The organism is Bradyrhizobium betae, from assembly GCF_008932115.1.
Classification (GTDB): Bacteria; Pseudomonadota; Alphaproteobacteria; order Rhizobiales; family Xanthobacteraceae; genus Bradyrhizobium; species Bradyrhizobium betae.
The window spans coordinates 3,818,415-3,844,844 of sequence record NZ_CP044543.1; the positions used below are offsets into that span (position 1 = coordinate 3,818,415).

Here is a 26,430-nt window from a genome sequence, read left to right on the forward strand (position 1 = left end):
ATGATTTTACAGAAACGAACGAAGTGCCGCAATCTTTGTATTATTAAGAACCCGCATGTGGCGTTAATTGATAGGTCGCTTCTCGCTGGAGACGACCATGACGCCGAACCTGACCTGGTGCCTCGCTCTCGGACCATTCGCGCTCGCAGTCGCCGGATTGGCGACCGGAAGCGCCAAGTCGGGTCAGCGACAGGTCGGAGGGGGCGCCGCTTGGATCGCCGGCTTCGCCCTGGCGATGGCCGCAGCCGCGGGCCTCTGCGTCGCGGTCAACGGCCCCCTGGTGACAGGCACGGTGGGGTTCGCAGGTGTCGGCCTGGGATTCTACGTCGATACTCTGGCCGCGATCATGTTCGTGCTGGTCGCCTTCGTCGGCCTGATCGTCGTCCTGTATAGCCGCAACTATCTCGACGGCGACCGCGGGCAGGCCCGCTTCACCAAGTGGCTGTGTCTGACCCTCGCGGCGGTGCTGCTGCTGATCGTCTCGGGCAATCTGTTCCAGTTCGCGCTGGCGTGGATCGCGACCAGCCTCGGGCTCAACAAGCTGCTGCTGTTCTATCCCGAGCGGCAGGCGGCCGTGCTCGCCGCGCGCAAGAAATTCCTCGCCAGCCGGCTCGGCGATCTCTGCCTGATCGCGGCGATGGTGCTGCTCCATCAGGCTTTCGGCAGTCTCGACTATGCGGTCCTGTTCGCGGGGGCGGAGGCGATGCGCGTCGGCGGAGACATTCCCGCTGCCATCCATGCGGTCGCGGTACTGCTGGTGATCGCCGCGCTGCTCAAGTCGGCGCAGTTCCCGCTGCATGGCTGGCTCACCGAGGTGATGGAGACACCGACACCCGTGTCGGCGCTCCTCCACGCCGGCGTGATCAACGCCGGCGGCTTCCTCGTGCTGCGTTTCGCCGACGTCATTTCGCTCTCGTCGCCATCGATGGAGATCCTGGTCATCGTTGGCGGCGTTACCGCGCTGTTCGGATCGGTCGTCATGCTGACCCAGACCAGCGTCAAGGTTTCGCTGGCCTATTCGACCATCGCCCAGATGGGCTTCATGATGCTGCAATGCGGGCTCGGCGCGTTCGCCGCAGCGTTGCTGCACATCGTCGCTCACTCGCTCTACAAGGCCCACGCCTTCCTCTCGTCTGGCAGCGTCATCGACCTGGCGCGGGCGTCGTGGTCGCCGAGCCCCGGCGGTCAGCCGCACCCGGCCCGGATGGCGATGATCGTCGGCCTGGTCCTGGCCGCGGCTTTGGTCGTGGGGACGCTGTTCGGCGCGACGATCACCGCGCAACCCGGTGTGTTCGCCCTCGGCGCGGTGGTGATGCTGGGTCTCGCGCACCTCATAACCCAGGCCTTCGACGAGCGGCCAAGCCTCTATGTCGTCGGCCGGACGGCCGCGCTCGCACTGGTGGTGTCGCTCGCCTATTTCGGACTCCAATGGGCGGTGGAGCATGTGCTTGCCGGGTCCTTGCCCCCGGTGCAGGCGCTGCGCGGACCACTCGACCTCGTCATCGTCGCCCTGGTCGTCCTGGCGTTCGCGGCGGTGACCGTCTTCCAGAGCGTCTTGCCGGGCAAGGCGGACGCCCCGCGCTGGCAGGCGGCCTACGTCCACCTTGCCAACGGCCTCTACGTCAACACGCTCGCCAACCGGCTGGTGCTGCGGTTCTGGCCAAGCCCGCCGCCGCCGCCCGCGATCGTTCCTTCGACCCCTGTCAGCGGAGTTCCCTCATGAGCCATGCCGTCGCCGCCGCGATCGACCCGCCGAGGCGGGCGCAAGATGCGGAGCCAGTGGCCAACCCGCCACGCCCGGCGATCGACGCCGCCATCGACCGGGCGTGCAATAAGATCGCGCCGCTTTGGCCGCTCAAGCACTTCGTCGCGGTCAATCCGTTTCTCGGCTTCAGCGACCAGAGCTTTTCCTCGACGTGCGCGACGCTGCGCCGCGTCGCCGGCGTCGACATGCTGATGCCGCGTGCATTCTACCGAGAAGCGCTGGCGGCGGGACGGATCGAGGATCGCGACCTGAAGGCGGCGGTCGCCGCGACGTCCGGTCACGCAGCGCTGGCGAGCGACGACGCGGCGCTGCGCCGGTCGGCCGCAACAGACCCGGTGACGAAGAGGCCAAAAGCAGTGGTTGCGACCGTCGCCGAGGTTCTCGACAGCCTGTCGGCGGGCGACCGCCAAGCCTCGCGCACTGCCTTCATGATCGACGAGATCTCGAAGTGGTGCGCGGCCTATTTCGACGAGGGTCAAGCCGCGTGGAAGCTGCCGTCGCGGGCGCTGCCGCCTTACGCCGCCTGGCGCGCGGCTATGCAGTTCGACCGCAACCCCGAGACGATGGGAATCAAGGGCTTCCGCAAGGCCGTCGCCGCCATGCCGGACGACCCGCGCGAAGCGATCGCCGCAGTCGTGGGCGCGCTCGGCATCCCCGAGCGCGCGGTCGAGGATTACCTGCACCGCGCGCTGATCGATGTCGGCGGCTGGGCCGCCTATGCGCGATACCGCGTCTGGGACAACTCGCTCTACGGGCGCGATGACGACACGCTGGTGCAGCTGTTGGCGATCCGGGTGGTGTGGGGCTATGCGCTGTTCCTCGAACGCGCCGACCCGGATTTTAGGGCGGCATGGTCGAAGGCGATGGCAGAGGCCACCGCGCTGCCGGAGGACGAGCGCCTTGGCGACGATCCGGAGCTGGTCGTCGATCTGATGCTGCACGAAGCCTATGAGGCCGGGTATCAGCGCCAGTTACTGGCGCGGCTCGGGCAGCACCTCGCATCCCCCGTGCCCTCAAAGGCTGTGCGCAAGGCGTTCCAGGCGGCGTTCTGCATCGACGTGCGCTCCGAGGTCTATCGGCGCGCGCTCGAGACGGTCTGCCCCGACGCCGAGACGATCGGCTTCGCCGGCTTCTTCGGCTTCCCAATCGAATATGTGCCGATCGGCCGCGACACCGGCGGCGCGCAATGCCCGGTGCTGCTCAAACCCGCCTTCGTCGTCTGCGAGGCGGTCGCCGGTGCTTCCGAGCCCGAGGAGGCGGAGATCCTCAACCGGCGCCTGCTGCGCCGCCGCGCGGCGAAGGCGTGGAAGGCGTTCAAGCTCTCGGCGGTGTCTTCCTTCACCTATGTCGAGACGGCGGGGTTGCTGTTCGCCGGCAAGCTCGTCGGCGACAGCGCGCGCCTGACCCGGACGGTCAGCGACCCCAATACCGATGGCCTCGACGAGAGCGTCATCGATCGGGTGGGCCCGCGTCTAGATCCCCGCGCGGTGGCTGGCCGGCTCACCGGCTTCGACGACGCGCAGCGTGTCGCCATGGCCGAGGCCGTCCTGCGCGCGATGTCGATGACGCAAGACTTCGCGCGCCTGGTCCTGCTCACCGGGCACGGCAGCACGACCGTCAACAATCCCCATGCCTCGGGGCTCGATTGCGGCGCGTGCGGCGGCCACACCGGCGAGGCGAACGCACGGGTCGCCGCCGCCATCCTCAACGATCCGGGCGTGCGCAGAGGTCTCGCCGGCAAGGGAATCGATATCCCCGAGGACACCTGGTTCCTGGGCTGCCTGCACGATACGACCACCGACGAGGTCCACATCTTCGACGCGGACGATCTCCCCGCGTCCCACGCCGCCGATCTCGCCGCTCTGCGCAGGGCGCTGGCGAAGGCTTCGTCGCTGGCGCGCGCCGAACGCGCGCTGGGGCTCGGAATCGACAAGACCAGGGACGTTGATCGTGCGGTGAAGGCGCGTAGCCGCGACTGGGCGCAGGTCCGTCCCGAATGGGGGCTCGCGGGCAACGCCGCCTTCATCGCCGCGCCGCGGTCACGGACGCGCGGGCTCGATCTCGGCGGCCGCGCCTTCCTGCACGACTATGACTGGCGCAAGGACGACGGGTTCGGCGTGCTCGAACTGATCATGACCGCGCCGATGGTCGTCGCGAGCTGGATCAACCTGCAATATTACGGCTCGACCGTGAACAACCGCGCCTTCGGCAGCGGCAACAAGGTGCTGCACAACGTCGTCGGGCAGCTGGGGGTGCTGGAGGGCAACTCCGGTGACCTCAAGGTGGGATTGCCCTGGCAGTCGGTCCACGACGGCGAGCGCTTCGTGCATGAACCGCTGCGGCTCAACGTCTTCATCGCAGCCCCCGAAGACGCGCTGAATGGCGTCATCGAGAAGCACGCGGGCGTTCGTCATCTCGTCGACAACGGCTGGGTTCACCTCTTCCGGCTGGCCGATGAAGGCCGGGTGATCCGCCGCTACGTCGGTGGGCTTCAATGGGAAGCCGCCGCATGACCGCACGGCTGTCCCACCTCGCGCGACTGGAATCGGAGGCGATCCACATCCTGCGCGAAGCCGTCGCCGAAGCGCGCAAGCCGGTGATGCTGTTCTCGGCCGGCAAGGACTCGACCGTGCTCGCTTACCTCGCCTTGCGCGCCTTCTTCCCGGGAAGGCCTCCGTTCCCGCTGCTCCACATCGACTCGACCTGGGAGTTCCAGTCGCTGCTCGACTTCCGCGACGGCTTCGCGCGAGAGCATCGCTTCGAGTTGATCGTCCACGCCAATGAGGCGGCGCGCGCCGCCGGTCTCAACCCGTTCGATCATGGCGATCGCTATACGTTGGAGATGCGCACCGAGCCGCTCAAGGCCGCGCTGGACCAGGGCGGCTATGACTTCGTCTTCGGCGGGGCGCGCCGCGACGAAGAGAAGTCGCGGGCCAAAGAGCGGGTGTTTTCCGTTCGGAGCGCCGGCCATGTCTGGGATCCGCGCCAACAGCGGCCCGAACTCTGGAACCTATACAACACCCGGCTCGGCAAGGATCAGTCGGCGCGGGTGTTCCCGCTCTCGAACTGGACCGAAACCGACGTCTGGACCTACGCGCTGACACACGACATCGCGCTGGCGCCGCTCTATTTCGCCGCGCCCCGGCCGGTTGTCGAGAGGGGCGGCGGGCTGATCGTCGTCGATGATGAGCCCCGCATGCGACTGCGGGCCGGCGAAACCGTCCAAACCAAGACCGTGCGTTTTCGGACGCTCGGCTGCTGGCCGGTGACGGCGGCGGTCGAATCCGACGCGGCCGACCTCCGCTCAGTCGTTCAGGAGACGTTGGCTGCCACGGGATCGGAACGTCAGGGCCGGATCAGTGACGGCGAGGACGGCGGCTCGCTCGAACAGAAGAAGCGGGAGGGGTATTTCTAGTCATGCCGGCCGCTCCGCGCCCCTACGACGATGAACTGGCGATGCTCGCGACGATGCACGCCAAGGAGCGGGTGATCGCGCCGCTGCTGGAACGATCGCTCGGCGTGCGCGTCAGGGTAAGCAGCGGCATCGATACTGACCGGTTTGGGACCTTCAGCCGGGACGTCGAGCGGACCGGCTCGCAGCTCGATGCCGCGCGGGCCAAGATCGCGGCGGCGTTCGCGGAAGCGCCCGACGCTCAGTTCGCGTTGGCCAGCGAAGGCAGTTTCGGCCCTCATCCTTACATCCCGTTCGCGCCGCTCGCCCGCGAGATCGTCGTCCTGGCCGATCGCGCGCGCGGGATTGAGCTCATCGGTCGTCATGCGAGCCTGACCACCAACTTCAGTCACGCGGTTGTTTCAGACTTGCCCAGCGCGCGCGCATTTTGCGAGCGGGCCCAGTTCCCCGGTCATGGCGTGATCGTCATCGGCTGCATCGACGGTGAGCCGGCGCCTGGCCGCGCGCTCATCAAGGACATCGCCAGCGCGGCGGACCTCGACAACGCTGTGACTCAGACGATCGCGATGTGCGGCGCGGCCTTCGTCGAGACCGACATGCGAGCCCATCGCAACCCGACCCGCATGCGCGCCATCAAAGCCGCCACCCTCGATCTGGTCCGCCGGTTCCGCAGCAAGTGTCCCGTGTGCGCGGCGCCCGGATTCGCGGTAACCGAGCGGCTTTCCGGTCTGCCCTGTTCGTGGTGCGGCGGGCCAACTCTGGCGATCAAGGCGGACGTGCTTTCGTGCGAGGGCTGTGGTCATCGGATCGAGCGCCCCGTCGCAGCGACGACGGCGGACCCAGGTCAATGCGGCGATTGCAACCCCTGAGGTCAGTCGAGAGAGGAGGTCCACATGGCAGAAGTCGGAAAGCCCCGCGACGGCCCAGCAGACACCGACTCGATGATCGAATGGGTCCTGTCGCACCCTGGTATGAGCAAGTGGCTAAAGGACGCGCTGCGTAGCGCACTTGATCGGAACCCCTTTGATGTCCTCAACGACCTCGAAATATTGAAACACCTGTCGACAGCACGATGCCGATCAGCGCTGAGCTCCTATTACGCGGAACCCGACAGCGGCGCCGTCGAGTCCGTCGACAAGGATTGAGCCTGCGCCTCGAGAGATGACAGGAGGCGTTGAAAGGATGGAGCTTCGGCATCTTCGCTACATGGTTGCAGCCGCCGAGCGGGGGAGCTTCCGGCGCGCCGCTAAAGCAATGGGAGTCCACGAGTCCGCTATTAGCCGCCGCGTGCGCGACCTTGAGGATGAGATCGGCGCAGCACTGTTTGTCCGCCATCACGGGGGCGTTCAACTCACCCATGCAGGCAACCAGTTTCTCGTCCGGGCACGCAAGGCCCTGCGGCATATTGGTCATGCAGCGATGGATGCCGGCTCGCACGGGCGTGGAGAGGCTGGAGCTGTCCGGATCGGCATATTCTCTTCTCTTGCTTCCGGATTCCTCGCTGATCTGCTGCGCAGCTTCATTGCGGCACATCCGGCCATCCGACCCGACCTTGTCGAGGGCGGACCGTCTACGCACATCAACGCGATACAGCGGCTTGAACTTGACGTTGCGTTTCTCACTGGCGAACCGAGCGCGGAGGGCTGTGATGTGGCACAGCTTTGGACGGAACGCGTTTATGTGGCAGTCCCCCTGGGTGACGAGTTGTCGAAGATGGCGGTTATTTCGTGGGCGGCCCTATACGAGCGACACTTCATCATCAGCGATACCGACCCCGGGCCCGAAATCCACGACTATCTCATCAAGCACCTCGCTGACCTCGGTCGTCACCCGAGCATTGAGAGCCATCGCGTTGGGCGAGATAATCTGATGCACCTCGTGGCCCTTGGGCGAGGTCTGACTTTGACAAGCGAAGCGACCATAGCGACGCGCTTCCCCGGTGTTGTTTACCGGCCGCTCTCGGACGATCTCCTCACGTTCTGTGCCGTATGGTCTCCGCGAAACGACAATCCGGCCTTGAGACGATTGCTCAGCCTCGCCAAGTCGCTGTCAGCGCCCCAAGGGCTCGCAAGGTCACGCGTCGATTCCTAAGTCTTGAATCAATTACAATGTCGTCGAATGCGGTTCAGCTACCTGTTGTCCGACGCGCTTTTGCGAACGCTCGATCGGTCGCCATGAACCGCTCGATCATCGGTGAAATCAGCTTGATCGGATCACCGACAGGCCGACCCGTCTCGCGCGCGAGCACCTCGGCGTAGGCGATCAGGTTCCGATGGACGGTCGCCGGCAGTTCGACCGACGCCTTAACCGGCTTGTCGTCGTCGAGGGCGCCAAGTTTCAGCTTCGCCATGGTCAACCTCCATAGGGCTCGAGAACAAGGTCGCGCGTTACGATGACCCGTACGGGGAATCCCGGTCGGATCGTAAGCGTCGGCGCGACGTTGAGCTGACGGCGGACGATCTGCTGGCCGGCGTCATTGATGGTGTCCTGTCCGCCGTTGCGGATCGCCTGGATCAGGCGGTTCTCATCGTTGGTCGCGAGCTCGGCGCCGACGCTTAGCAACGTGGAGAGGCCAGCCGCCTTGGCGAGATCCCACCAATGATAATCGACGCCGTCCTGAAGACCGGCGTAGCCTTCCGCATCAGCACCGGGCTGACGCTCGAGCACAATTGACCGGCCGTTCGGGAAGATCAGCCGGTTCCAGACCAGCAGCACGCGGCTTTGACCGAACTGAACGTTGTTGTCGTATTGGCCGATGATGCGCGTGCCTTGTGGCACGAGCAGGGTACGTCCGGTTGGGCTGTCATAGATGTTTTCGGTCACCTGGGCTGCAATTTGGCCCGGAAGGTCGGAACGGATGCCGGTAATGAGCGCGGCGGAGATGACCGCGCCCGCCTGCAGGATGTTCGGCGACGCCGGCGCGGCGACGCGGTCGGGGGCGACCGTGCGCCGATCGGCGGCGGCATTGAGGAAGGCGAGCTGCCGATCCTGCGCTGTGGGTGTGGCGGGTTGCGGCGCCAGCCCGAGGCCTGTGAGATCGGGCGCCGGTGGGGGCGCGACAGAGGCAACGCCGGCTGCCGGCGATGACAGCGGACGGCCCTCCGTCCCGGCAAAGAGCTTGGCAGTGCGCGCGGTCTCGATCTCCTGGAGACGTCGTTGCTCCTCGGCGCTGAGGCCGGGGTTCGGCGTGGCGATGCCGGGCACCGGCACCGGTTGGCCGCGGTTCTGCGCGTCGAGGATTGGGCGACCGAGATCGCCTGGGAGCGGTGGTCCGAGCTGCGGAACCCGGCTGTAGTCGCGCGGGAGGCTCGCCAAGCCGTCCGCGGTCGAGCGGTTGTCGGTGGAATAGAGCTCCTCGGAGGCCTTGCCGCCGTCGCGGGTTTGAAGCGCGTAGATCAGGGCGCCGCCGAGGCCGACGCTCGCGACCAGCCCGATCCCGGCGAGCACCTTGCGTGACAGCCGCGTGACCCTTGGTGCTTCGGCGCGCAGCCGCATGGTCGAGGCAGCCTCCGGGGCGGCCCCCGTCAGCGGCGCCGTCTCGTCTTTCGGGGACTGCGGCTCGCTCACGATGTGGGCCTCCCGTCGGTGCGGGTAACGCGAACCCGCCTCTGGCGATCGCCGGCGCCCAACCGCAGCTCGGCGGCCGCGAACAGGCGATCGACGATCATGTAGTTGCCGCGAACGCGGTAGTTCACGAGCTCGGACGTGTTGCCCTCAGGGCCGACCACGAACAACGGCGGCATCTCGCCCTGGGCGATGCCCCGGGGGAACTCGATGAACACCTGCCGCCCATCGTCATAGGCGCGCAGCGGCCGCCAAGGCGCGCGGTCGCCCTCGATGGCGTAGCGGAAGTTGATGTTGGCGAGGTCGACGCCGGTAGCGACCGGCCGCGCCGCCTCGGCCTGCGCGTTCTGGCGGCGAAGCGCGATCAGCTGATCCTGCGGATACTGCCAGGAGACCGACGCCATATAGGTCCGCTCGGTGGAGCGCAGCTCCATATGGTAGGTGCGCAGGTTGGTGTTGATGACCAGGTTCGTCATCAGGTCCGCACGGGTCGGCTTCACCAGGATATGGACTTGGGTGGTCGCGCCGGAGCCGCTCTGGGTGTCGCCGATGATCCAGCGCACCGTGTCGCCGGCGGCCACCGGCCCCGAGCCGACGAGCTGTTCGCCGGGCTGGAGCGCAATGTCGGTGATCTGCCCGACGGCGGTATAGACTTGATAGAGCGCGCCCTGCGTCCACGGATAGACCTGCATGGCGTTGATGAAGCCGTCGCGAACCGGCTGCACCCGCGCGGCGGCATTGGCCTGGTTGACCCGCGCGGCAGGATCGGTCGGCTCGGGCGTCCGGCGACGTTCCTCTACCGGCTTCATCTGGCCGGGCAACGGCAGCGGGCGTGGCAGCTCCACGACCTGGACCGGCGCAGGCGGATCAACCGTCTGCACTGCGGGCGCGGCGTCGTCATACGAAATCTCGGGCGGCTTTTGCGTGGTGGCGCAGCCGGCGAGCGTGGTTGCTGAGAGCAGCAAAGCCGCGATTGTGGACGTGCGGAAAGCCGGGTTTCCGGCTCTACGGAAAGACGGCTTCATTGTCCAAGCTCCCGTGACCAGTTGATGGCGTTGACGTAGATGCCGAGCGGGTTCGCGCGCAGCCGGTCGGCATTGCTCGGGACCTGCACGACGATGGTGAGGATGGCGGTCCAGCGGCTCGTCTCGGCGAGCTGGCCGTTCTCGTAGCGGCGCTCGGTCCAGGCGACGCGGAACGAGTCCGGCGACGCCCGGATCACGCTCGAGACGTCGATCGCGACCTGGATCCGCCCGACCTTGGTGAAGGGGTCGTTCGAGCGTGCATAGTCGTTGAGCGCCGCGGCGCCGCGATCGGTGGTGAAATCGTAGGCGCGCAGCCAATTCTGGCGGACGATGATCGGGTCGGCGGGGATCGAGCGGACCTGCTCGATGAAGCGCGCGAGATGGAAGGCGATCTGGGGATCGGTGGGACGATAGTCCGCGACCGCGGGCGCGATCGCCTGCGCCTGGCCGAGCCGGTCGACCTGCACCACCCAGGGCACGACCGTGCCGCGCGCCGATTGCCAGACGAGCGCGGCCGCGAACCCGGCAGACAGGATCAGCGAGCCGAAGGCCATCAGCCGCCAGTTCCTGGCCTGGACGCGGGCGCCGCCGATCCGGTCATCCCAAACCTGGGCGGCGCGTTGGTAGGGCGTCTCGGGCTCGGGGGTCTTGCCGTAGTGTGTGGAAGGTCTTTTGAACATCAGCGGTCGCTTTCGGAGAGGTTGATGGAGGAGCCGCCGCCATGGCTGTCGCCGCTGCGCACCGCGTGCGCGGCGGCCGTCACGCCGTGGCTGAGGGCTTGGGAGCGTTTCATGCGGCGGGCCCAGGCGGGCGGCGCGTCACTGGCCGCCGACGAGGCTGCGTCCGTCGCGCCGCCGCCGATCGAGCCCATGGTCGACGAACCGCCCGTCGCCTCGAACGCGGTCTTGCCGCCCTCCGAGAAGCTCGACTTCATGCTGGCCGCGGCGCGGCGCAGCGGCGAAGTCGCCCCGCTGCCGGCGGCGCGGGCGACGCCGCCGAGGCCGGAAGCCACGCCAGCCGCGCCCGACTGACCCGCCGCACCGAGGCTGTAGGCGGTGGACGCGCCGCCCGCCATCGCGGCGCCGCCCCGTGCGGCGGCGGCCGCGCCGCCGGCCACGGCTCCGACACCACCGGCGGCCAGACCGGCCGCGGCGCCGCCGGCGGCGATCATGCCTCCGGCCGCGAGCCCGGTCCCGACCGCCGCGCCGGCGCCGAGCTGAGGGCCGCCGGACACCAGCCCGTTGGCGATGCCGGGCCCGAAGATGCCAAGTCCGAGCAGCGACAGTGCGGCGAGCACGATCGCCATGGCCTCATCGATAGTCGGATTGGCGCCGCCGAAACCGGCGGTGAACTCGGAGAACAGTGTCGAGCCGATACCGATGATGACGGCGAGCACCAGGACCTTGATGCCCGACGAGATGACGTTGCCGAGCACCCGCTCGGCCATGAAGGCGCTCTTTCCGAACAGGCCGAAGGGGATGAGCACGAAGCCGGCGAGAGTCGTCAGCTTGAATTCGATCAGGGTAACGAAGAGCTGGATGGCGAGGATGAAGAAGGCGAGCAGCACCAGCGCCCAAGCGAGGAACATGCAGGCGATCTGGATGAAGTTCTCGAAGAACGACCAGTAGCCCATCAGGCTGGAGATCGAATCGAGCAGCGGTCGGCCGGCATCGAGCCCGGTCTGCGCGACCTTGCCGGGGCGCAGCAGATCGGCGGTCGTGAAACCGGTGCCGGAGGCCTTCAGGCCGAGGCCGGCGAAGCTCTCGAAGACGATCCGCGCGAGGTTGTTCCAGTTGCCGATGATGTAGGCGAACACGCCGACGAACAGGGTCTTCTTGACCAGGCGCGCCATGATGTCGTCGTCGGCGCCCCAGCTCCAGAACAGGGCGGCGAGCGTTACGTCGATGACGATCAGCGTGGTCGCGATAAACGCGACCTCGCCACTCAAGAGGCCGAAGCCGCTGTCGATGTAGCGGGTGAAGATCTCGAGGAAATGATCGATGACGCCGGTGCCGCCCATGATGCTATCGGGCCTCGTCCAGCTGCGGCGCCATTTCCTTGCGGATCGGATCATCCGGCATGGAGCGAGTTCCGGCCGCGTCGGGCGGCGTCGGCGGAACCTCGGTGGCCGGGGTGGCGCGCACGCCCGGCCGCGCGCCGGGAGCAAGGAACCGCTCGCGGCTTTCCGCCCAGGCGGAGAGGCATGCCGGATCGCGGGGACCGGCTTCGCCGAGGCGCTGGCACCGGATCAGCTCCGCGCGCAGCGGGTCGGCCGCCACCGCGACGGCGGCGCGCGCGAACGCCGCCGCCGGTTCTTCCTCTTTCCGGGTCATCTCGATCGCCGTCGCAGTGACCGCGACAGCGACGAAGACGATGGCCCCGATCCGCGCGAAAAGCTTGCCGTCCATAAGCTCGCCCTCAGTTCCCGCTTGGGAACATCCGGGCGTTGCCGGGCTGATAGCCGACGCCGGGGGTCAGGAACCGTCGGCGCTGCTCGCGGCCCTGTTCGGCAGCCGCCGCGCGTTCGGCTTCCGAGAGCGATTGCGCGCGGCCGTTGGCGGCGACGACGGCGGTGAGATCGGCGAGCTGTTGGGCCTGGAGTGCGAGGAGCTGGTTGCCGGCCTGGGCCGCCTGCAACGCGCCGGTAGCGCCCTGGCTCTGGCCAACCAGCGCGGACAGCTGCGTGCGGTTGGTGTCGATGTTGCCGACGACGCCCGCCTGCACCCGCATCGCGTCCTGCAAACCGCCAACCGTGTTCTGCCAGCGCTCGCGGGCCTGGGCGACGAGCTGGGCGTCAGACGCGGAGAGTGAGGCGTTGCCGTAGGTCGACTGGAAGGCGCGGTCGACCTGCTGGACGTCGAAGGCGATGTTTTGCGCCTGATTCAGGAGCTGCTGGGTCCGCTGCACGGACTGTTGAAGCTGCTGCAACGAGGAGTAGGGGAGGCTGGCCAGATTGCGCGCTTGATTGATCAGCGATTGCGCTTCGTTCTGCAGCGAGGTGATCTGGTTGTTGATCTGCTGCAGCGCGCGCGCCGCCTGAAGGACGTTCTGGGCGTAGTTGGTCGGATCGTAGACCACCCACTGCGCAGCGGCCGGGGTGGTGAGGACCGGCGACAACGCGACGGGCACGGCGAAGATGCTGGCGGACAAAAGGGCCGCGCGCGAGCGACGAAGGATCATGGTCGGGTCTCCAGGTTGGTGAGGTCGGGGATCAGGTCGGCGGCCCAGCCGACGCCGCGCAGGCCCAGCCATTCGGCGAGGAAGGCGTCGCGGCCGTGCTCGGCGAGGACGCGCTCGATGGCGGCCTGGTCGGTCTTGGAGGATGCGGCGCATAGCGCCAGCGCGACCTCGCCGAGGCCGAGCTCGAACAGCCGGTTGCCGCGGCGGGACTGGCAGTAATAGTCGCGCTTGGGCATGGCCCGGGCGAGGATCTCGATCTGCCGGTCGTTGAGGCCGAAGCGCCGGTAGATCGCGGTGATCTGCGGCTCGATCGCCCGCTCGTTCGGCAGGAGCAGCCGGGTCTGGCAGCTCTCGATGATGGCGGGCGCGATGGCCGATCCATCGATGTCCGACAGCGACTGCGTGGCGAATACGACGGAGGCGTTCTTCTTCCTCAAGGTCTTCAGCCATTCCCGAAGCTGGCCGGCGAATCCCTCGTCATCGAGCGCCAGCCAGCCTTCGTCGACGATCAGCAAGGTCGGGCTGCCGTCGAGGCGGTCCTCGATGCGGTGGAACAGATAGGGGAGCACCGCTGGCGCCGCGCCGGTGCCGATCAGGCCCTCGGTCTCGAACGCCTGGACGGACGCTTGACCCAGATGCTCGCTCTCGGCGTCGAGCAGGCGACCGTAGGGGCCGCCGACGCAGTAGGGGCGGAGCGCCTGTTTGAGGTCGTTGGACTGCAGGAGGACTGCGAGCCCGGTGATCGTGCGCTCGCCCACCGGCGCGCTGGCCAGCGAGGTCAACGCCGTCCAGAGATGTTCCTTCACCTCGGGCGAGATGGTCACGCCCTCGCGCATGAGGATGGCGACGATCCAGTCGGCGGCCCAGGCGCGCTCGGGCACCTCCTGGATGCGGGCGAGCGGCTGCAGCGACACGCTGTCGGTGGCGCCTTCCGTCAAGCCGCCGCCGAGGTCGTGCCAGTCACCGCCACAAGCAAGCGCAGCCGCACGGATCGAGCCGCCGAAGTCGAAGGCGAAGACCTGCGAACCCGGGTATCGCCGGAACTGCAGCGCCATCAGCGCCAGCAGGACGGACTTGCCGGCGCCGGTCGGGCCAACCACCAGGGTGTGGCCGACGTCGCCGACGTGAAGGGAAAACCGGAACGGGGTGGAGCCTTCGGTCTTGCCGAACAGCAAGGGGGGCGCACCGAAATGCTCGTCCCGTTCCGGCCCCGCCCACACCGCTGACAGGGGAATCATGTGGGCGAGATTGAGGGTGGAGATCGGCGGTTGCCGAACATTGGCGTAGACATGACCCGGCAGGGAGCCGAGCCAGGCATCGACGGCGTTGACCGTCTCAGGCATCGCGGTGAAGTCGCGCCCCTGAATGACCTTCTCGACCAGGCGCAGCTTCTCGGCCGCGACGCGTGGATCAGCGTCCCAGACGGCGACGGTCGCCGTGACATAGGCCTGACCGGCATAATCGGCGCCGAGCTCCTGCAGCGCGAGATCGGCATCCGCCGCCTTGTTGGCTGCGTCGGTGTCAACCAGCACGGAGGCCTCGTTGGTCATCACCTCCTTCAGGATCGCGGCGATCGACTTGCGCTTGGAGAACCATTGCCGCCGGATCTTTGTCAGCAGCTTGGTGGCGTCGGTTTTGTCGAGCAGCACCGCGCGGGTCGACCAGCGATAGGGGAAGGCGAGGCGGTTGAGATCGTGGAGCAGGCCGGGCGTGGTCGCCGTTGGAAAGCCGACGATGGTGAGGACGCGCAGATGCGCCTCGCCGAGCCGCGGCTCGAGGCCGCCGGTCAGCGGCTGGTCCGCCAGCAGCGCGTCGAGATACATCGGCGTCTCGGGCACGCGCACGCGGTGGCGTTTGGTAGAGACGGTCGAATGAAGGTAGGTCAGCGTCTCGCCATCATCGAGCCAGGCGCATTCGGGCATGAAGCTCTCGACGAGCTGGAGCACGCGGTTGGTGCGATCGACGAAGCCGCGCAGCGCCTCCCAGGCGTCAACGCCCTTCTCGGCCTTGCCTTCGTAGAGCCAGCTTTCAGCGCGTGCGGCGTCCTCGGCCGGGGGCAGGAAGACGAAGGTGAGGAAATAGCTCGACTCGAAATGCGAGGCGTCTTCCTCGAAGTCGGCTTTGCGCTCGGCGTCGACCAGCGCGGATGCGGGCTCTGGAAAGCGGCTCGCCGGGTAGGCGCCGACGCTGTGACGCTGGGCCTCGACAAAGATCGCCCACCCGGAGCCCAGGCGGCGGAAGGCGTTGTTGAGCCGGCCGGCGACCGCGACGAGCTCAGCCGGCACCGCGGAATCGAGATCGGGCCCGCGGAAGCGTGCTGTGCGCTGGAAGCTGCCGTCCTTGTTGAGGACAACGCCTTCGCCAACCAGCGCCGCCCAAGGTAGGAAGTCGGCGAGGCGGGTCGAGGTCCGGCGATACTCGGCAAGGTTCATCATGCGGTCGGCCTCAGACGTTCAGGAAGCCGGGGATACGCAGGTGGCGGCGCACCACATCGACGAACTGCGGATCGCGCTTGGCCGCCCAGACGGCGGCAAGGTGCCCGACCGCCCAGAGTCCCAAGCCCACCAGCCAGAGGCGCAATCCGAGGCCAAGCGCCGCCGCCAGCGTGCCATTGAGGATGGCGATCGAGCGCGGCGCGCCGCCAAGCAGGATGTGCTCCGTCAAGGCGCGGTGCACCGGCACGCTGAAGCCAGGCACTTCGCCGGCGCTGTCGGCAAGGCCCGTCATCAAACGAGCGCCCCGCCGCCGAAGGAGAAAAACGACAGGAAGAAGCTCGATGCCGCGAAGGCGATCGAGAGGCCGAAGACGATCTGGATCAGCCGGCGGAAGCCGCCGCTCGTGTCGCCGAAGGCGAGCGTCAGGCCGGTGACGATGATGATGATCACCGCGATGATCTTGGCGACCGGTCCTTCGATGGACTGCAGGATCTGATTGAGCGGTTGCTCCCACGGCATGGACGAGCCGGAGGCGTGGGCGGCCGGCGCGAACGCAACGCTGAAAAGCGCGAGACTGACCGCCGTTGTGAGGCGGCGACGTAGGGCCAAGGACCGGCGGATCATGCGGGATCTCCTGAGGGGGGCTGGGTTGCGGGGGTTACGTGGTAGTCGCCGTCGGGACGGAGGCCCTCGATCCGGGCGAGTTCGGCCAGGCGGCGATTGGACCCGCGGCCGCTCAGCACCGCGACCAGATCGATCGTCTCGGCGATCAGGGCGCGCGGGACGGTGACGACGGCTTCCTGGATGAGCTGCTCGAGGCGGCGTAGCGCGCCTAGCGCGGTGCCGGCGTGGATTGTGCCGACGCCGCCAGGGTGGCCGGTGCCCCAGGCCTTCAAGAGGTCGAGCGCCTCGGACCCGCGCACCTCACCGATGGGGATACGGTCTGGTCGCAGGCGCAGCGACGAGCGGACCAGCTCAGAGAGGGTGGCGACGCCATCCTTGGTGCGCATCGCGACCAGGTTTGGGGCCGCGCATTGCAGCTCGCGCGTGTCCTCGATCAGGACGACGCGGTCGGCGGTCTTTGAGATCTCGGCGAGCAAGGCGTTGGTGAGCGTGGTCTTGCCGGTCGAGGTGCCGCCGGCCACGAGGATGTTGCGCCGATCGGCCACGGCGCGACGAAGGACGTCGGCCTGATCCGCCGACATGATCGCGGACGCGACGTAGTCCTGCAGCGTAAAGACCGCGACGGCGGGCTTGCGGATCGCGAAGGCCGGCGCCGCCACGACGGGGGGCAACAGCCCCTCGAACCGCTCTCCGGTTTCGGGCAGCTCGGCTGAGACGCGTGGTGCGCCGGCATGAACCTCGGCGCCGACGTGATGCGCCACCAGGCGCACGATACGCTCGCCGTCGGCGGCGGACAGGCACTCTCCCGTATCAGACAGCCCCTCGGACAGGCGGTCGATCCAGAGCCGCCCGTCGGGGTTGAGCATCACCTCGACGACTGTGGGGTCTTCCAGGAATCCGGCGATGGCGGGGCCGAGCGCGGTGCGCAACATGCGCGCGCCGCGTAAGCTCGCCTCGGATCGCTGGTGAGAAGCCGCCATGTCGTCCCCGTTCGTGAAGGGACCGCGGACGAGCGGCCCTGGATCGGGGATGAGTAGAAGAGGCAGAAATGTGGGCGCGGCAACAAGGGAATGCGTTCGTAGAACCGTAGCGTAGAAATACAGGTAAAGGGCGGACCTGCGGAATAGCTTGCGATCCTTCGCCGGTCAGCGTGCCCAACTTTGGAGATCGTCCAATGGCGCTAAAGAGATATCTCGAATGTGCTGTAGCTCTCGAACCCCGTACTCAATCACTTCCGCGATCATATCGCAGAGAGCTTCTGGGCACTCGCATGGCCAGGATCGCTTGTAAGAAAGACCGTCTGCCATTGGGTGCGAATACGTCGGAATCGGATAGATCGCGCGCAGTACCAAGCGACCTTACGTCGCCCGCGGACGCGCGACTGACATCCTTCTCAATTTCGAAGTCGACGATGTTGACACCGTGCATGGCCAGGTTGTTGCCGACGGGATCCCTATGCTCCTGTCCTTGCGCGATGAGGACTTCGGCCAGCGCCACTTCATCACTAGCGACCCCAACGGGGGTGCTGATCGACATCATCAAGCCGATCCCGGCCAGCGCGGAGTTCGCAGCCAGCTATGTTACCGGGGATTCGCCGAGGTAGCGAAATCGACCGCAGACAAAGCCTTGCGGACCTCCAGGCTGCCGGGAACGCGACGGAAGCCAATCGAGGCGTTGAGCCGAAGCGCCGCAGTATTGGCGTCGAGGTTCGTTGTCCGCATCGTCGTGATGCCCGACATTTGCGCCGCAGCGATCAGGCGCAGCTTGAGCGCGAGGCCGACATGCCTGCCGCGCCAGTCGGGCAACACGCCAGTGAAGTAGGAATAGATCTCCTGGCCCAAAGCGTGGCCGATGGTGAGGCCGACGGGTCTGCCGTTAAACCCGGCAACAACGACCCATTCCGGTCGCGAGGCCGGAGTCTCGCGCAGTACCGAAAAACAGCGCGCCAACGTCCATGACGGGAGGTCTCGCATGTCGGGCGCATCGGCGATGAGGGTCTGCAACAGCATCGCCACCGCCTTCCACTGCGCCTCACTGGCTCCGGTCATGTCCGAGAGCGTCACCCCCGCGCGCACTGCCGACTGACCGTCGAAGGTCCGAAGGTCGAGCAGACTGTCGCAACGCAGCGCGTGGCGCTGAAACCCGCGTGCCTCGGCCCAGGCCTGCGGACCGGATGCTGCCTCAGGTATCGTGGCGACAAGCCCCCGAAAACCGCGCCCGATGGCTTCGCTCTCCACAAGGCCGAGCATGGTGCTGCCTCTCCCCCGGCCGCGATGATCGGGATCGACAGTGACCTGCACGGCAAGATGATCAGATAGCGCATAGGGCGAGTTGGCGATCTGCCCGAGGGCAACGGCCCGGTCATTGTCGTAACCAAGCCAGCGCAGACGCAGATCGCCCGCCGGCCATCGTGCCTCGCGGTCCAGGAACTCGGGCAGGCTGATCGGCGTGAGCCGAAGCAGGTTCATCAGGCGCAATGCGTCTTCGGCACGATCCATCGTGAAGGGCACGATCCTCACCTTGGCGTCTCCGCAGGTATCTCAACGCCATCGACGAAGATCCGTCCGCTTGGGGCAAGCGCCGCGCGAATTCGCGGCCAGGCGCGAGCGCCGGCCGCGGGATGACGGCCGTCGAGCGCGCCGACGCGGACCGCCACGACAAGATCGAACGGCGCCTCGCCGGGTCCCATCACGAAATCCTCGGCCGCCACCGTTCGGAATGACAGACGGCCGGCAGCGACCTGCTCCTTGGAGCCTGCGATCGCCTGCGCGATGGCCCGGTCTGACCGGTCGATCCCGAGCACATACCCGCTGCCGATCGCCGACGACATGGCGCGCGTCAGCGCTCCGGGACCGCATCCCACCTCGAGCACGCGTATACAGGGCGAGAGAGGCAGGGCTTCGAGGATTGCCTTCAGACGTAGGGACAGCCGTTCAGTCACTTTTCTCCTCCGGACAGGCTCGGTGGCTTCGACGGGTTTGGTGCGACGACGTCGTCCGTGTCGTTTGGTTTCATCATGACCTTCGCTCCGCCGGATGGAAGACACCTTTCCATATGGCTAGGTATCTTGACGAGCACTGTGCCAAGTCAATAGATAGCCATATGGCTAACCTTGATTCGATTTTCCACGGACTCGCTGATCCCACCCGCCGTGCGGTGATCGCCCGGCTGGCAGCCGGCCCCGCGCCTGTCTCTGAGCTTGCCGCGCCGCATGACATGGCGCTGCCGAGCTTCCTCAAGCACCTGAAGGTGCTGGAGGCGGGCGGATGGATTGAATCCGACAAGGCCGGCCGCATCCGCACCTGTCGGCTCAAGGCTGAAACGGCGAAAGCCGCCGAAGGCTGGCTGGGCCAGCAGCGGTCACTTTGGGAGGCGCGTCTCGACCGCCTCGATGCATTTCTAGCGAATCTACCCGGTGAAGGAGAAAATAGTGACGCATGATGCCAAACTCGATCTCGTGCTGGAGCGGACGGTCAGGGCCACACCCGCCCAGCTCTGGCGCGCGTGGACGGAGCCCGACCTGCTCAAGCAATGGTTCGCACCGAAACCTTGGACGGTAGCGCGCGTCGCGATCGACCCCCGCGCCGGGGGAATCTTCTCGGTCGTGATGGCGTCGCCGGACGGCGCCGAAATGGATGAAACGCCAGGCTGCGTGCTGCTGGCAGAGCCTCGGAAGCGTATGGTATGGACCGATGCGGTCGGGCCCGAGTTCCGTCCGAATTCCGAAACCTTCATGACCGCCGACATCACGATGGAGGCGGTGGAAGGCGGCACCCGCTATCGGGCACTGGTGCGCCACAAGTCAGACGCAGACCGTCAGAAGCATGAGGAGATGGGCTTCCATGATGGCTGGGGCACGTGCCTCAACCAGCTCGAAGCCTTGGCCGGAGGGCTCTGATGGCGGGCAACCCGATCAAGCACGGAAGCTTCACCATCGAACGGAATTACTCTGCGCTGCCGGCCAAGGTTTTCGCGGCGTTCGCGCAGGCCGACGCGCGGCGCAAGTGGCTGGTCTTCGCCGACGGCTGGACCATCCATGAGTATCGGCCAGCCGAACCGACCGTGGCAGGCGCCGTTGAGTTCACCCGGTTCAGCCCCCGGGGAGCGGACTTCGTCCTCACGAACGCCACGACCTGGCTGCACGTAGATGAGGGCAACACGCTCATCTACGCCTACCACATGACATTGGAGGGGACGCCGCTGTCCTCTTCGCTCGTCACCATCAGCTTCAACTCCGATGGCGCCGGTACGCGTTTGGAGCTGACCGAACAGGGCGCCTACTTCGACGGCGACATCGCCGGCCGGGAAGCAGGTACGAGAGCGCTCCTCGATGAAGTGGAGAAGGTGCTTTGAAAGGAGGATCGCTGAACAGCCCGACGCAATCAGCGAACGGAGTGGTCGAATGATGCGTGCCAGCGATGAGGTCACGCTGGCCGGGATCATGACCGAAGCGGCGCAGCGTAAGGGGCTGCCCTTGATCGTCGCGGTTGATGGCAGAAGTGGTGTCGGCAAATCGACGTTGGCGAGGACGCTCGCCGAGCGGGTCGAGGCCTGCGTGATCGAGGGCGACGACTTTTATGCGGGCGGGATCGAGCTTCGGGCGGATAGCGCCGTAGCGCGCGCAGCGGCCTGCATCGATTGGACGAGACAACGATCGGTGCTCCAAGGCCTTGCGGCCGGCCGGGAGGCATGTTGGCGCGCCTTCGACTGGGACGCTTTCGATGGACGGCTGCGCGATGAGCCGACGTGGATCGGCCCAAGGCCGATCGTGATCCTGGAAGGGGTCTATGCGGCGCGTCCGGAACTGGCCGACCTGCTCGATCTGCGCGTCGCGCTCTTGGCGCCGGACGATGTGCGCTTGGCGCGGTTGGCCGCTCGGGAAGGAGCGATCGGACCTTGGGAGCGGCAGTGGCATGAAGCTGAGGATTTCTACTTCAAGAGCGTGATGCCCCCTGACGCGTTTGACGTGGCCATTAATCTCACCCCCTGAGCCCGAGCGTCGCAAACCTGGTCGCGTAGCCGAGGTGGTCCCGGCACCGATCAATTGCCGCCTGCAGGAACGTCCTCCGAGATTTCCTGTCGCAGCTTCGGCCCCTTGGCGAGTCGCCGGCCGAGGGCCGCGACGAACGCATCGTAGCGCTCGCCGGCCTGTGCGCGGGCGGCGGCTTGGGCCGGCTCAGGCAAGGGTGGATTGGTCGTGAGCCAGAAGCGCACGAAGACCGCCAGTGTCTCGACCGAGATACCGAGGTCGCGTTCCATGCGCGTCATGCGCCGATCGAGTTGATCGAGCCGCTTCGTCGTGGCCGCCTCCTGCCGCTCGGCGGCGTCGGGAGACAGGAAGGACGCGATGGCCGCCTCCGCGACGAGAGAGCGCGAATGATCCCGGCGCGCGGCATAATCCGCCAGCGCCTTCATGACCTCCCGGTCGAGGTAGACGGACAAGCGCTGTTTTTTCGAGCTTGATGCCATCGCCGCCTCTCACAGCTCCATGCCGTCGTTGGGATCAAGCGACACTTGCCGGGCCACACCCTGCACGAGCCGGTTCATCCGGCTGATCCGGGCGCTGTCGTCTTCGGCGTCATCATCGAGATCTGCCGCAAACTCGTTCTCGATCGGGACCTTCTTCTCGACCGCTTGGGCGTGGCTCAATTCGGGCTGGTGGCGGCGCTCCGATCCCGTCGGATCCTCACCGTCAGTCCCGCCCTGCTCGACGGCTGGTTCGGTTTGCGGTGACCGCGGCAACGGCAAGGCGCTCCAATCGTCGGGATTTGCCTCAGGCGACTTCGCCAAAGAGGGCGGTGGCAGGATGCGCTCCTGGAAGCGCCGGTCCTCGAAATAGCGCGCCTTTTTTGCGCGGATCGGCGGCGTCCCAGCCACCATGACGATCTCATCGGCCGGTGGGAGCTGCATCACCTCGCCGGGGGTGAGCAGCGGCCGCGCCGTCTCCGAGCGCGAGACCATAAGGTGGCCGAGCCAGGGCGAGAGGCGGTGCCCGGCATAGTTCTTCATCGCGCGCATCTCGGTCGCGGTTCCGAGCGCATCGGAAACCCGCTTGGCGGTACGCTCGTCGTTTGTCGCGAAGCTGACCCGGACATGGCAGTTGTCGAGGATCGAGTTGTTCGGCCCGTAAGCCTTCTCGATCTGGTTCAGCGACTGCGCGATCAGGAAGCTCTTCAGGCCGTAGCCGGCCATGAAAGCCAAGGCGCTTTCGAAGAAGTCCAGGCGTCCGAGCGCGGGAAACTCATCGAGCATCAGGAGCAGCCGGTGGCGTCCGCCTTTGGCCTGCAGGTCCTCGGTCAGCCGTCGGCCGACCTGGTTGAGGATCAGGCGGATCAGCGGCTTGGTGCGCGCGATGTCGGAGGGCGGCACCACCAGATAAAGCGTGGTGGGTCGTTTCCCCCCAATGATATCCGTAATGCACCAGTCGCAACGGCGCGTGACTGCGGCGACGACGGGATCGCGGTAGAGGCCGAGGAACGACATCGCGGTAGAGAGCACGCCTGACCGTTCGTTGTCCGATTTGTTGAGCAGCTCGCGCGCGGCGCTGGCGATGACCGGGTGGGGACCGGCCTCGCCGAGATGCGCGGTCTTCATCATGGCGGCCAGTGTCGATTCGATCGGTCGCTTCGGGTCGGAAAGGAAAGCGGCGACACCGGCCAGCGTCTTGTCGGCTTCGGCGTAGAGGACATGGAGGATGGCGCCGACGAGGAGCGCGTGGCTGGTCTTCTCCCAATGGTTCCGTTTCTCCAGGCTCCCTTCCGGATCGACCAGGATGTCGGCGATGTTCTGGACGTCGCGTACCTCCCACTCGCCGCGGCGGACCTCGAGCAGAGGATTGTAAGCGGCCGACTGCGCATTGGTGGGATCGAACAGCAGCACCCGGCCGTGCCGGGCGCGAAAGCCCGCAGTGAGCTGCCAGTTCTCACCCTTGATGTCGTGGACGATCGCGGAGCCCGGCCAGGTCAGAAGCGACGGAACGACGAGGCCGACTCCTTTGCCGGACCGGGTCGGAGCAAAGCAGAGCACATGCTCGGGTCCATCATGACGGAGATAGGCGCGGTCGAGCTTGCCGAGCACTACGCCATCGGGTCCGAGTAACCCGGCGGACCTCACCTCGTCCGGGCGTGCCCATCGCGCCGAGCCGTAGGTCTCGACGTTCTTGGCCTCGCGTGCCCGCCACACCGACATGCCGATCGCGACCGCTATCGAAATGAAGCCACCCGATGCGGCGATATAGGCGCCTTCGACGAAGATCGGCGGCGCATAGGCATCGTAGAAATACCACCACCAGAAGAAGGCCGGTGGGTAGTAGATGGGCCAGCCGAACAGCTCGAACCAGGGTGAGCCGAGCTGCGGCTGGAAGCCGAGCCGCCAAGCCGTCCATTGCGTCGCCGCCCATGTGGTCAGGACCACGATCAGCAAGACGGTGAGGATCTGACCCCATAGGATTTTCGTGGCAGACAAGCAGATTTCCTCGACGGTGACTGCATCGAGGTCAGTGCTTGGCCGGCCAGATTGCAAGACGCGTTTTCGGGGATCGCATTGCCGGCAACCTTGGCGCGCGAATACAGGTCTTGGCGTAGAAAGTTTCATTGTCCGAGACCGGCGCCCGCATGACACCTGACCCCGTATTGCGCTGGGGCAGGCATTTCTCGCCATCGGCCGGTTCGCGATGATCGCCTGGGGCCGGACTTCTAGCCCGTGCCAAAGGCGACGCTACGGATAGGCAGCTTTTGCCATATCGGCGACGGGCGGCTGACTGACTATGCGGGCGAACCCCAAGGTGAGCATTTGAACGGCGCGCTCAGCAGCTGACTCCCTGTGGAGTCCGGAATGTCGGCCTTTGCGACAAGAACCGATTGAACCGGAGGCTAGAAATAAGGCCCGTTGCTCAGGCGCTGGGAGATCCACCATATGTTGCCTGCGGGATCTCTGATGCCCCCTTGCAGATCTCCATAAGGCATGTCGGCCGTATCCATGATCTTGTCGGCGCCAGCTCCCAATGCTTTGTCCATCGCTGCATCGGCATCGTCGACGTAAAGGTAAAAGGCAGCTGAGCTCGCTGGAAAATCCTCGGACGCTTCGCTGATCATGATCGTCGCGGTCTCGAATCTCATCTGGCAATTGGCGATGCGGCCGTCGGGAGCGATGCTTCTACCGATTTCGCGCGCGCCGAATGCGGCCTCGAGGAAGCGTACATAATCCTCGCCTCCATCTACAAAAATGTACGGCGTCACCACCGCGAAACCTTCTGGAACGGGCATGTCACTCTTCCTTTGGGTGCGAAATACGATGTCTAGCTCAGCCTTTAAGGTCAACGCGGAAGCCTACGTTTGGCGGAAACGTCATCACCGCGGTCGAACGCTGGCAGTGTGCCAGCCTGTAGCGACGCCATCCAGGTGGCGGGCACGCTCGTCGGCCAGGCCACGTTGGCCCCCTGTCCAACGATGGGGTCTCGGCTTCCTGTAAACTATTCCAAAACGCAACTCCAACTATAGGCCGAGGCCCCGCTTGCGGCCGAAGCTCCAGTCGACGCCGCCGTCGCCGCGCGAGACGCCGGAAACATGCTGACCGAGCTGCCTTTCCAGCGAGGGGGACCAAGGCACGAGCTGGAAGCCGAGCCCGTCGTCGATCATCGCGAACCGGCCCGAGGCGAGCGTGAAGCGCTGTCGGTAGCTGCCGGCGACATACTCGCCGGCCGCGGCGCGGGTCAGCGGCCGGCCGATTTCGGTCGTCAACTGTTTCGCGAGGGCGTTCAACTCACGCTGGCGGAGCGTCTCGATCAGCCCGGGTCGGAAGCTGACGCCGCGAGCCTGGCGTTCGGCAAGACCTTGCCCGATCAAATGTTCGGCGCGTGCGTCCATCGCGTGGCGAACCTCCGCGCCGAAACCGGCACCGCCGAGCGCGACCGGCTCGCGCGCGATCGCCTGCCGGTCCAGCCAGGTGGCGCCGCTCGCGGTAATCTGTTGTTCGATCGCCAGGTCCGAGCGGACCGCCAACGCGACCCGTCGCTGACCCCGCGCGTCGTCGAATTTGCGGAGTTCGACGATCGAGCCCGGCGCACTGTCGCCGGCGGCGTCGAGGTCGGCGAGTCTGACGTGGTGCGTGCGGCCATCGACGCCGTCGATCACGGCGAAGGCTGTGCCCTTCAGCTCGTCGTCGAGGCCGCGGGCGACCAGCCGGCCGACGACGGGATCGTCGAGGCTCTCGCCGGCCAACACGTAGCTCGCCGTGCCGCGCTCGATGCCGCGCTCCGAAAGCCCACGATGGATGCGCTTGATGATGTCGCCGCGCTCGCCGAGCTCGCGCAGCGTCGCCTCGGCCTTCTCTGATACCGACCACTGGCCGGGGCCGATCTGGTCGGCGAGTCCCAGTGACTCCAGCTTGCGCAGCCGTCCGACCTTGAGGGCATGGAATTCATCGGGCTGGCGGTCTGGATGCGGTGCGAGGTCGATGACGCCGGTCCGGTAGGTGTCGCGGGCGAGCTGGCGATCGAGATTGGTCCAGCGCTCTGCTTCGATCTGGCGTTCGAGCGTGCGGCGGATCTCCTGATCGGTCCGGACGCCGAGCTCCTGGGTGATCAGGTCGCGCGCGCGATCGCGCATGCCTTCCTTGATGTAGTCCCGCGCGATGACAAGATTTTCGCCGTCGTCGCGCACGCCGCGGAGGATCAGGTGGACGTGCGGATGTTCGGTATTCCAGTGCGCGACGCCGACCCAGTCGAGCCCGGTCCCGAGATCCTTCTCCATCTGGCCGACGAGCTCGCGAGTAAAGCCTTTGAGGTCGGACATCTCGACGGCGTCGTCGGGCGAGACGATGAAGCGGAAATGATGGCGGTCCTCCTCGCACCGTGCCGAGAAGGCCTTGGGATCGGCGTCGTCGATTTCGGGGCCGAACAGCCGGGCCTTCTCTCCATCCCGGGTGACGCCTTCGCGGCGCAGATAGCTCAAGTGGGTGGCGAGCGGCGCGCCTCGTCCCGTGTGGCGCACGACGCGCGCCTTGATCACGGCGCCGCGCGACCGGGCGGTGATGAAGCGATTGGCCTGGACCGAGGCGCGCTGGCCGCGGCCGAAGCGCGAGCGATGGCCGGGTCCGATCGCGCCCTTGCGTGAGACCGATCCGCCTGCGCGCTGGGCGGCGGCCAGCGCCTGGGCGATGAAGGGTCGCGCCCGGTGCGCGCTGGTCGAGCGGATGCGGCCCGGCCGGATGCGGAACTCGTCCTCGCCGCTCATTGTGCCCAGTTCGCACATCGCGCGATCGCGCTGATCTGCCGAGGAAAATACCGAAGTCGCAGGCTGCGCCTCTCATGCGCACATCGCGAATTTGCCGCATAAGTCCCTGAAAAAGCACGACCGACCCGAAGCGCACATCGCGCCCCTTTATCCTGCCATCGTGCGGTTGTGTTGCCTGCTTCTCCTCCCGAAG

27 protein-coding genes and 1 pseudogene are annotated in these 26,430 nt (G+C 66.6%); 11 read left to right on the forward strand and 17 right to left on the reverse strand.

Going from position 1 to position 26,430, the window contains the following annotated elements; genetic code table 11:
• The first annotated feature begins 97 nt into the window (after positions 1-97).
• The 6 genes from F8237_RS18160 to F8237_RS18185 are packed head-to-tail and all read left to right on the forward strand — an operon-like array spanning position 98 to position 7,268.
• Positions 98-1,723 (forward strand): NADH-quinone oxidoreductase subunit L, encoded by a 1,626-nt coding sequence (locus F8237_RS18160; RefSeq protein ID WP_116970730.1) that lies wholly within the window; start codon positions 98-100, stop codon positions 1,721-1,723.
• Positions 1,720-4,278 (forward strand): YbcC family protein, encoded by a 2,559-nt coding sequence (locus F8237_RS18165; protein ID WP_116970731.1) that lies wholly within the window; start codon positions 1,720-1,722, stop codon positions 4,276-4,278. Before F8237_RS18160 ends, F8237_RS18165 begins: the two co-directional genes overlap by 4 nt.
• Entirely contained in the window at positions 4,275-5,180 is a 906-nt protein-coding gene (gene cysD / locus F8237_RS18170; RefSeq protein ID WP_116970737.1) for a sulfate adenylyltransferase subunit CysD, read from the forward strand. Before F8237_RS18165 ends, cysD begins: the two co-directional genes overlap by 4 nt.
• 2 nt (positions 5,181-5,182) lie before the next feature.
• A complete protein-coding gene (locus F8237_RS18175; protein WP_116970732.1) occupies positions 5,183-6,046 on the forward strand; it encodes a DUF6671 family protein in 864 nt (287 codons plus the stop codon).
• 24 nt (positions 6,047-6,070) lie between these two features.
• The gene (locus F8237_RS36370; protein ID WP_116970733.1) at positions 6,071-6,322 is read left to right on the forward strand and encodes a hypothetical protein; all 252 of its coding nucleotides are present in this window, start codon (positions 6,071-6,073) and stop codon (positions 6,320-6,322) included.
• Positions 6,323-6,359: 37 nt separating this feature from the next.
• Positions 6,360-7,268: a LysR family transcriptional regulator gene (locus F8237_RS18185; RefSeq protein WP_116970738.1), complete on the forward strand. Its 909-nt coding sequence runs from the start codon at positions 6,360-6,362 to the stop codon at positions 7,266-7,268.
• Between the two features lie 34 nt (positions 7,269-7,302).
• Here F8237_RS18185 and F8237_RS18190 read toward each other — a convergent pair whose 3' ends face one another.
• Genes F8237_RS18190 through trbB form a run of 11 tightly spaced genes read right to left on the reverse strand, consistent with a single transcriptional unit; the run spans position 7,303 to position 16,985 of the window.
• Positions 7,303-7,527: a DUF2274 domain-containing protein gene (locus tag F8237_RS18190; protein ID WP_116970734.1), complete on the reverse strand. Its 225-nt coding sequence runs from the start codon at positions 7,525-7,527 to the stop codon at positions 7,303-7,305.
• A gap of 2 nt (positions 7,528-7,529) precedes the next feature.
• Positions 7,530-8,744, reverse strand: a complete 1,215-nt coding sequence (locus F8237_RS18195) for a TraB/TrbI/VirB10 family type IV secretion system protein (protein WP_201280134.1) — start codon at positions 8,742-8,744, stop codon at positions 7,530-7,532.
• The gene (trbG, locus tag F8237_RS18200) at positions 8,741-9,766 is read right to left on the reverse strand and encodes a P-type conjugative transfer protein TrbG (protein WP_116970735.1); all 1,026 of its coding nucleotides are present in this window, start codon (positions 9,764-9,766) and stop codon (positions 8,741-8,743) included. The genes F8237_RS18195 and trbG overlap by 4 nt, the downstream gene beginning before the upstream one ends.
• Complete coding sequence (trbF, locus tag F8237_RS18205; protein ID WP_116970736.1) at positions 9,763-10,446, reverse strand: conjugal transfer protein TrbF; 684 nt, start codon at positions 10,444-10,446, stop codon at positions 9,763-9,765. The genes trbG and trbF overlap by 4 nt, the downstream gene beginning before the upstream one ends.
• Entirely contained in the window at positions 10,446-11,786 is a 1,341-nt protein-coding gene (gene trbL / locus F8237_RS18210; RefSeq protein WP_137900593.1) for a P-type conjugative transfer protein TrbL, read from the reverse strand. Before trbL ends, trbF begins: the two co-directional genes overlap by 1 nt.
• A gap of 4 nt (positions 11,787-11,790) precedes the next feature.
• Positions 11,791-12,174: a putative entry exclusion protein TrbK-alt gene (trbK-alt, locus tag F8237_RS18215; RefSeq protein WP_137900594.1), complete on the reverse strand. Its 384-nt coding sequence runs from the start codon at positions 12,172-12,174 to the stop codon at positions 11,791-11,793.
• Positions 12,175-12,184: 10 nt separating this feature from the next.
• On the reverse strand, positions 12,185-12,946 hold the full coding sequence (trbJ, locus tag F8237_RS18220; protein WP_137900595.1) for a P-type conjugative transfer protein TrbJ: 762 nt from the start codon (positions 12,944-12,946) through the stop codon (positions 12,185-12,187).
• Positions 12,943-15,381: a conjugal transfer protein TrbE gene (gene trbE / locus F8237_RS18225; RefSeq protein WP_137900596.1), complete on the reverse strand. Its 2,439-nt coding sequence runs from the start codon at positions 15,379-15,381 to the stop codon at positions 12,943-12,945. The genes trbJ and trbE overlap by 4 nt, the downstream gene beginning before the upstream one ends.
• Positions 15,382-15,391: 10 nt before the next feature.
• Positions 15,392-15,673: a VirB3 family type IV secretion system protein gene (locus tag F8237_RS18230; protein ID WP_065998026.1), complete on the reverse strand. Its 282-nt coding sequence runs from the start codon at positions 15,671-15,673 to the stop codon at positions 15,392-15,394.
• On the reverse strand, positions 15,673-16,005 hold the full coding sequence (locus tag F8237_RS18235; protein ID WP_033965391.1) for a TrbC/VirB2 family type IV secretion system protein: 333 nt from the start codon (positions 16,003-16,005) through the stop codon (positions 15,673-15,675). Before F8237_RS18235 ends, F8237_RS18230 begins: the two co-directional genes overlap by 1 nt.
• Positions 16,002-16,985: a P-type conjugative transfer ATPase TrbB gene (trbB, locus tag F8237_RS18240; RefSeq protein WP_137900597.1), complete on the reverse strand. Its 984-nt coding sequence runs from the start codon at positions 16,983-16,985 to the stop codon at positions 16,002-16,004. The genes F8237_RS18235 and trbB overlap by 4 nt, the downstream gene beginning before the upstream one ends.
• A 376-nt stretch (positions 16,986-17,361) precedes the next feature.
• On the opposite strand from trbB, the pseudogene F8237_RS36910 reads away from it, so the two are divergent.
• Positions 17,362-17,608, forward strand: a pseudogene (locus F8237_RS36910) (VOC family protein); the annotation flags it as partial.
• Here the strand turns inward: F8237_RS36910 and F8237_RS18250 are convergent.
• The gene (locus F8237_RS18250; protein ID WP_137900598.1) at positions 17,586-18,524 is read right to left on the reverse strand and encodes a GNAT family N-acetyltransferase; all 939 of its coding nucleotides are present in this window, start codon (positions 18,522-18,524) and stop codon (positions 17,586-17,588) included. The pseudogene F8237_RS36910 and the gene F8237_RS18250 sit on opposite strands and share 23 nt — an antisense overlap.
• Entirely contained in the window at positions 18,521-18,946 is a 426-nt protein-coding gene (locus F8237_RS18255; RefSeq protein ID WP_137900599.1) for an SAM-dependent methyltransferase, read from the reverse strand. The genes F8237_RS18250 and F8237_RS18255 overlap by 4 nt, the downstream gene beginning before the upstream one ends.
• Positions 18,947-19,107: 161 nt before the next feature.
• Between F8237_RS18255 and F8237_RS18260 the strand changes: the two genes are divergently transcribed.
• From F8237_RS18260 to F8237_RS18275, 4 genes are read left to right on the forward strand one after another with little or no spacing between them, the layout of a single operon-like run.
• The gene (locus tag F8237_RS18260; protein WP_116970616.1) at positions 19,108-19,446 is read left to right on the forward strand and encodes an ArsR/SmtB family transcription factor; all 339 of its coding nucleotides are present in this window, start codon (positions 19,108-19,110) and stop codon (positions 19,444-19,446) included.
• Entirely contained in the window at positions 19,436-19,903 is a 468-nt protein-coding gene (locus tag F8237_RS18265; protein ID WP_116970615.1) for an SRPBCC family protein, read from the forward strand. Before F8237_RS18260 ends, F8237_RS18265 begins: the two co-directional genes overlap by 11 nt.
• A complete protein-coding gene (locus F8237_RS18270) occupies positions 19,903-20,358 on the forward strand; it encodes an SRPBCC domain-containing protein (RefSeq protein WP_137900600.1) in 456 nt (151 codons plus the stop codon). Before F8237_RS18265 ends, F8237_RS18270 begins: the two co-directional genes overlap by 1 nt.
• A 49-nt stretch (positions 20,359-20,407) precedes the next feature.
• Complete coding sequence (locus F8237_RS18275; RefSeq protein WP_157973342.1) at positions 20,408-20,995, forward strand: uridine kinase family protein; 588 nt, start codon at positions 20,408-20,410, stop codon at positions 20,993-20,995.
• A gap of 50 nt (positions 20,996-21,045) precedes the next feature.
• Here F8237_RS18275 and F8237_RS18280 read toward each other — a convergent pair whose 3' ends face one another.
• The 4 genes from F8237_RS18280 to F8237_RS18295 form a co-directional block, all read right to left on the reverse strand.
• A complete protein-coding gene (locus F8237_RS18280; RefSeq protein ID WP_116970689.1) occupies positions 21,046-21,474 on the reverse strand; it encodes a CopG family transcriptional regulator in 429 nt (142 codons plus the stop codon).
• Positions 21,475-21,483: 9 nt separating this feature from the next.
• Positions 21,484-23,469: a conjugal transfer protein TraG gene (locus tag F8237_RS18285; RefSeq protein WP_137900601.1), complete on the reverse strand. Its 1,986-nt coding sequence runs from the start codon at positions 23,467-23,469 to the stop codon at positions 21,484-21,486.
• Between the two features lie 407 nt (positions 23,470-23,876).
• Positions 23,877-24,269: a VOC family protein gene (locus F8237_RS18290; protein ID WP_137900602.1), complete on the reverse strand. Its 393-nt coding sequence runs from the start codon at positions 24,267-24,269 to the stop codon at positions 23,877-23,879.
• A gap of 228 nt (positions 24,270-24,497) precedes the next feature.
• Positions 24,498-26,237 carry a relaxase/mobilization nuclease domain-containing protein gene (locus tag F8237_RS18295; RefSeq protein ID WP_137900603.1) on the reverse strand — a complete coding sequence of 580 codons (1,740 nt, stop codon included), beginning with the start codon at positions 26,235-26,237 and terminating at the stop codon, positions 24,498-24,500.
• Positions 26,238-26,430 lie beyond the last annotated feature (193 nt).

What these genes read in the sequence shown, in the direction of transcription:
- F8237_RS18160 (WP_116970730.1), top strand. Translation starts at nt 98, where the DNA reads ATGACGCCGAACCTGACCTGGTGCCTCGCTCTCGGACCATTCGCGCTC.
- F8237_RS18165 (WP_116970731.1), top strand. Translation starts at nt 1,720, where the DNA reads ATGAGCCATGCCGTCGCCGCCGCGATCGACCCGCCGAGGCGGGCGCAA.
- cysD (WP_116970737.1), top strand. Translation starts at nt 4,275, where the DNA reads ATGACCGCACGGCTGTCCCACCTCGCGCGACTGGAATCGGAGGCGATC.
- F8237_RS18175 (WP_116970732.1), top strand. Translation starts at nt 5,183, where the DNA reads ATGCCGGCCGCTCCGCGCCCCTACGACGATGAACTGGCGATGCTCGCG.
- F8237_RS36370 (WP_116970733.1), top strand. Translation starts at nt 6,071, where the DNA reads ATGGCAGAAGTCGGAAAGCCCCGCGACGGCCCAGCAGACACCGACTCG.
- F8237_RS18185 (WP_116970738.1), top strand. Translation starts at nt 6,360, where the DNA reads ATGGAGCTTCGGCATCTTCGCTACATGGTTGCAGCCGCCGAGCGGGGG.
- F8237_RS18190 (WP_116970734.1), bottom strand. Translation starts at nt 7,527, where the DNA reads ATGGCGAAGCTGAAACTTGGCGCCCTCGACGACGACAAGCCGGTTAAG.
- trbG (WP_116970735.1), bottom strand. Translation starts at nt 9,766, where the DNA reads ATGAAGCCGTCTTTCCGTAGAGCCGGAAACCCGGCTTTCCGCACGTCC.
- trbF (WP_116970736.1), bottom strand. Translation starts at nt 10,446, where the DNA reads ATGTTCAAAAGACCTTCCACACACTACGGCAAGACCCCCGAGCCCGAG.
- trbL (WP_137900593.1), bottom strand. Translation starts at nt 11,786, where the DNA reads ATGGGCGGCACCGGCGTCATCGATCATTTCCTCGAGATCTTCACCCGC.
- trbK-alt (WP_137900594.1), bottom strand. Translation starts at nt 12,174, where the DNA reads ATGGACGGCAAGCTTTTCGCGCGGATCGGGGCCATCGTCTTCGTCGCT.
- trbJ (WP_137900595.1), bottom strand. Translation starts at nt 12,946, where the DNA reads ATGATCCTTCGTCGCTCGCGCGCGGCCCTTTTGTCCGCCAGCATCTTC.
- trbE (WP_137900596.1), bottom strand. Translation starts at nt 15,381, where the DNA reads ATGATGAACCTTGCCGAGTATCGCCGGACCTCGACCCGCCTCGCCGAC.
- F8237_RS18230 (WP_065998026.1), bottom strand. Translation starts at nt 15,673, where the DNA reads ATGACGGGCCTTGCCGACAGCGCCGGCGAAGTGCCTGGCTTCAGCGTG.
- F8237_RS18235 (WP_033965391.1), bottom strand. Translation starts at nt 16,005, where the DNA reads ATGATCCGCCGGTCCTTGGCCCTACGTCGCCGCCTCACAACGGCGGTC.
- trbB (WP_137900597.1), bottom strand. Translation starts at nt 16,985, where the DNA reads ATGGCGGCTTCTCACCAGCGATCCGAGGCGAGCTTACGCGGCGCGCGC.
- F8237_RS18260 (WP_116970616.1), top strand. Translation starts at nt 19,108, where the DNA reads ATGGCTAACCTTGATTCGATTTTCCACGGACTCGCTGATCCCACCCGC.
- F8237_RS18270 (WP_137900600.1), top strand. Translation starts at nt 19,903, where the DNA reads ATGGCGGGCAACCCGATCAAGCACGGAAGCTTCACCATCGAACGGAAT.
- F8237_RS18275 (WP_157973342.1), top strand. Translation starts at nt 20,408, where the DNA reads ATGATGCGTGCCAGCGATGAGGTCACGCTGGCCGGGATCATGACCGAA.
- F8237_RS18280 (WP_116970689.1), bottom strand. Translation starts at nt 21,474, where the DNA reads ATGGCATCAAGCTCGAAAAAACAGCGCTTGTCCGTCTACCTCGACCGG.
- F8237_RS18290 (WP_137900602.1), bottom strand. Translation starts at nt 24,269, where the DNA reads ATGCCCGTTCCAGAAGGTTTCGCGGTGGTGACGCCGTACATTTTTGTA.
- F8237_RS18295 (WP_137900603.1), bottom strand. Translation starts at nt 26,237, where the DNA reads ATGAGCGGCGAGGACGAGTTCCGCATCCGGCCGGGCCGCATCCGCTCG.